Annotated in this window: 3 protein-coding genes; all 3 read right to left on the bottom strand. The window is 60.9% G+C overall.

Going from position 1 to position 3,308, the window contains the following annotated elements; all coding sequences use genetic code 11:
- Positions 1–24: 24 nt before the first annotated feature.
- The 3 genes from G8764_RS22130 to istA are packed head-to-tail and all read right to left on the bottom strand — an operon-like array spanning position 25 to position 2,550.
- A complete protein-coding gene (locus tag G8764_RS22130) occupies positions 25–228 on the bottom strand; it encodes a hypothetical protein (RefSeq protein ID WP_166168544.1) in 204 nt (67 codons plus the stop codon).
- An 11-nt stretch (positions 229–239) separates the two neighbouring features.
- Entirely contained in the window at positions 240–1,046 is an 807-nt protein-coding gene (gene istB, locus G8764_RS22125; RefSeq protein WP_207952050.1) for an IS21-like element helper ATPase IstB, read from the bottom strand.
- Entirely contained in the window at positions 1,027–2,550 is a 1,524-nt protein-coding gene (gene istA / locus G8764_RS22120) for an IS21 family transposase (RefSeq protein WP_166168538.1), read from the bottom strand. The genes istB and istA overlap by 20 nt, the downstream gene beginning before the upstream one ends.
- Between the last annotated feature and the right edge of the window lie 758 nt (positions 2,551–3,308).

Below are 3,308 nucleotides of genomic sequence, written 5' to 3'. Positions count from 1 at the left end.
TCGCCCTATTTTGCTTACGGGCGCTCAGAAATCGATGTTGTCGTCAAACGGCAGGTCTGCCTGGTTGTTATCCGATTCACCGCCAGCCTTCGCGTTGCGGCGCAGTTCGATGATCTGCTCGCCGTAGGTAGTCCACAAACTGTCCCTGAGTTCATCCAGCAGACTGATAACGGCGTCGGCTTCATCGGCAGTCCAGTATGTGGTCAATCGAGTGATGTTCATGCTCATGGGTGATGCCCTCATGCAGAAGGTTTTGGCGTGTTGGGAGTTGCCCGCCGCGCTTTGGCCCCGGCTCGCTTTTGACCCGCCCTCTCTTTCGCTTCCTTCATGCGATAGGACTCCCCCTCAATCACCAGAATTTCAGAGTGATGCACCAGTCGGTCGACGATGGAGACCACACAAGCTGCGTTCGGGAACACCTCGCTCCATTCCGCAAACGGACGGTTGGTGGTCACGATGGTCGACTTGCGTTCATAGCGGCGATTAACGATGTCAAACAGGAGGTCGGCGTGGCGATTGCCATAGGAGAGATACCCGACTTCGTCGATGGCCAGCAGGTCGGGGTGCGCATAGTGTTTCAAGCGGCGCCGCAGGGCGTTGTCACCGTCCTGGGCAGCCAGGTCTCCCAGCATTTGGGCAGCATTAACAAACAGGGCGCTGTGCCCCTGCATCACAGCATGATGGGCGATGTTCTGGGCAATCATCGACTTGCCAACACCGTTAGGCCCCACCAGAATGAGGTTGGCCGCCTCTTTGATAAAGCCCAGTGTCATGAGTTCTGCTACCACGGCCTGGTCACACTGCGCCGGCCAGCCCCAGTCGAAGTCAGCGAGTGGTTTGAAGCGACCGATGTGGGCGGCACTGAGTCGCCGCTCCAGCCCTCGCCGCCTGCGCTCGACTTCTTCCCAGTCAAGCAGTCGCTGCAGCCAGACCAGGTCGGACTCGGCCAGAGTATCCCAGTGGACCAGCAAGCCGTAAAGTTTGAGCGTGACCACGCGTTGTTTGAGCGCATCACGCAGGATCGGCTCAGGTTTTGTTGTGGTCATCGGCGAGCTCCGGGTCATCGGTGGTGTCATCGAGTGCGTCGTAGTCCGCCAGCGATGCCGGCCGCACCACGATATTGCGCGCCCGATCGTTGGCGGGCAGAGTTAATGTCAGTGGTGGTGGCCGGTCGCGCTGCTCGCGGCGGCGCTCAATGACCTGTCGCACGGCATTGGGATGAGGCACGCCGCTGGCCAGTGCCTCCTGCAGGGCGCACTCCAGTTCGGCCGCGCCGTAGTCGTCCAGCAGTTGCACCAGCTGCCTGGTCACCCGCGACAACGGGTTGCCACGAGCGGCGGCCTGTTGCAGCAGGTCGCCGCTGGACGGGGCGGCGTGCGCGAGTCGATCCTGGCCCCGGTGATGGCGTGCTGCACGCTTGGCCTCCACCAGTTCAGCGAGGTGTGCCGGGTCCTCGATTTGCTGGCCCTTGTCATCACTTCGGGAATGCTCAGCGATGATGTCGCCGCCATCAAGCACCCGCACTCGGGTCAGTGAGGCCACCACAGTCACGGTTCGACGGACCCGGTTGTGGGGGACAGAGTAGTCATTGAGATCAAAGCGAACATACGGGGTTTTGCCCACATGGGCAGCAACCCGTTCATCGGTTTCAAACGGATTGTCCGGTAAATCCAGCAGCTGCGGTTGTTCCAGAGCAAAGGCTTCGCGCACGGTCATGCACGGGTCTTCCGGGCAGGGCCGGTTGGCACTGTGGCCACTGCACCAGGCGTCCGCCTGGGCGTTCAGGTCGGCCATATCTGTCCATTGCCGACCGGCAAAGAAGCTGTCGCGGATATAGCGAATCGCCCGTTCGACACGGCCTTTCTCGTTACCCCGCGCCACCGCGACCGGCCGCGGTTCGAAGTGGTAGTGCGCCGACAGGGCCAGCAGGGTGGGATGGAACCGGATGGCATCGCCGCGGCGTTCCAGCACCGCCGATTTGAGGTTGTCATAGAGCAATACACGAGGCAGAGCACCCCAGGTTTCGAAGGCCGCCACATGGCCGCGCAGGAAGCTCTCCATCCGTTGGTTGAGGTAGAAACGCAGGAAGATCTGGCGGCTCCAGCTCAGTACCATGACGAAGGCCATCAGAGGTCGCTTCGCCCGGCCGATCTGCACGGCGCCGAAATGACCCCAGTCGACCTGGGCCTGCTCCCCCGGCAGCGTCCTTAATCGCAGGTAGGCCTCGGCCGTTTTGCGCGGCCGCAGTTGGGCGATGTGGGCACGGAAGTGGCTGGGGCCACCGGTAAAACCGCGCTCTGCCACCATGGCATACAGCCGGGCAGCAGTGAGGCGGGGGTATCGCGCCAGCGTTTCCAGAATAAAGGGGATATAGGGGTCAATGATCGACGGTCGGCGGGCACGCTCGGCTTTCGGCATGCCCGCCTGGCACAGTACGCGATCAACGGTAGAGTGATGAATGCCGAACTGCTCGGCGATGGTATGCACGCCCCAGTGTTCCACCAGGTGATAGCGAAGAATCTTTGCGTCGCGGTCCTGATCAATACTCAACGGTGTTCTCCTTCAAACAGGGGCGACCATCATCACAATCGGGTGGGCTTACCCCGTTTGGGCGGTTGCAGAAAGTCGCGCCGGAGAAAAGGGTCGCACTCGCGCTGGCAAATATGGCAAACCAGGGCTGTTTCGCTGTGCTCGTAGGTGTGTTTCCGGCGCGGAATTTGTCGGTTCAGCACAAAACACAGTAGAGCAAGGCCGACCTTTGGAGGGGAACCCTGATGCGTTACTTTTTCTCGCTGACGCGCCCGGAAGCGACGCTGGCGCTCGGCGTTGTTGAGCCGACCACGGCGGGTTGAACGGTAGCGACAGGCCGCTTGACGCTGTGAGAGCGTGCGCGCACGAGAGGCACAGCCATTGGCACAATAGAGGTTACCGCGGTCGCAGTGTCGGCAGAGAATCACCTGGGCATGGCAGCGAGCGCACTGGTACAGTCGGGCACTGGGATTCATCGGCTGTCCGGGCCGATGGGGGCTGGTATTTAACCAGCTCCGGTGCGATCATGAGTTGGCTGTGCGAAAGCACGGTTGGGGCATGGCGTCAGTTTTGACCGTCAAATCTGTGCTGGCGCTGTGCCTGTCTCCTCGGCACTACCATCCATACCCTTGTTCCGTTCAAAAGTCACCCAACAGGTCTGAACCGACCACCCCGGATCGGCGCAACCGGCTACGTTCTAAGCAGCTGTAGAAATTGAGTCGTTACTGTTTCGAACTACGACAGCGGCAAATAACCGCGCTTTTGGAGTGGCACATACA

This window comes from Pseudomaricurvus alcaniphilus (assembly GCF_011440395.1).
In the GTDB taxonomy this organism is placed as follows: domain Bacteria; phylum Pseudomonadota; class Gammaproteobacteria; order Pseudomonadales; family Cellvibrionaceae; genus Pseudomaricurvus; species Pseudomaricurvus alcaniphilus.
The sequence above is the reverse complement of the archived record's forward strand: the minus strand, read 5'-3'. Positions and strand labels throughout refer to the sequence as shown.

What these genes read in the sequence shown, in the direction of transcription:
- G8764_RS22130 (WP_166168544.1), bottom strand. Translation starts at nt 228, where the DNA reads ATGAGCATGAACATCACTCGATTGACCACATACTGGACTGCCGATGAA.
- istB (WP_207952050.1), bottom strand. Translation starts at nt 1,046, where the DNA reads ATGACCACAACAAAACCTGAGCCGATCCTGCGTGATGCGCTCAAACAA.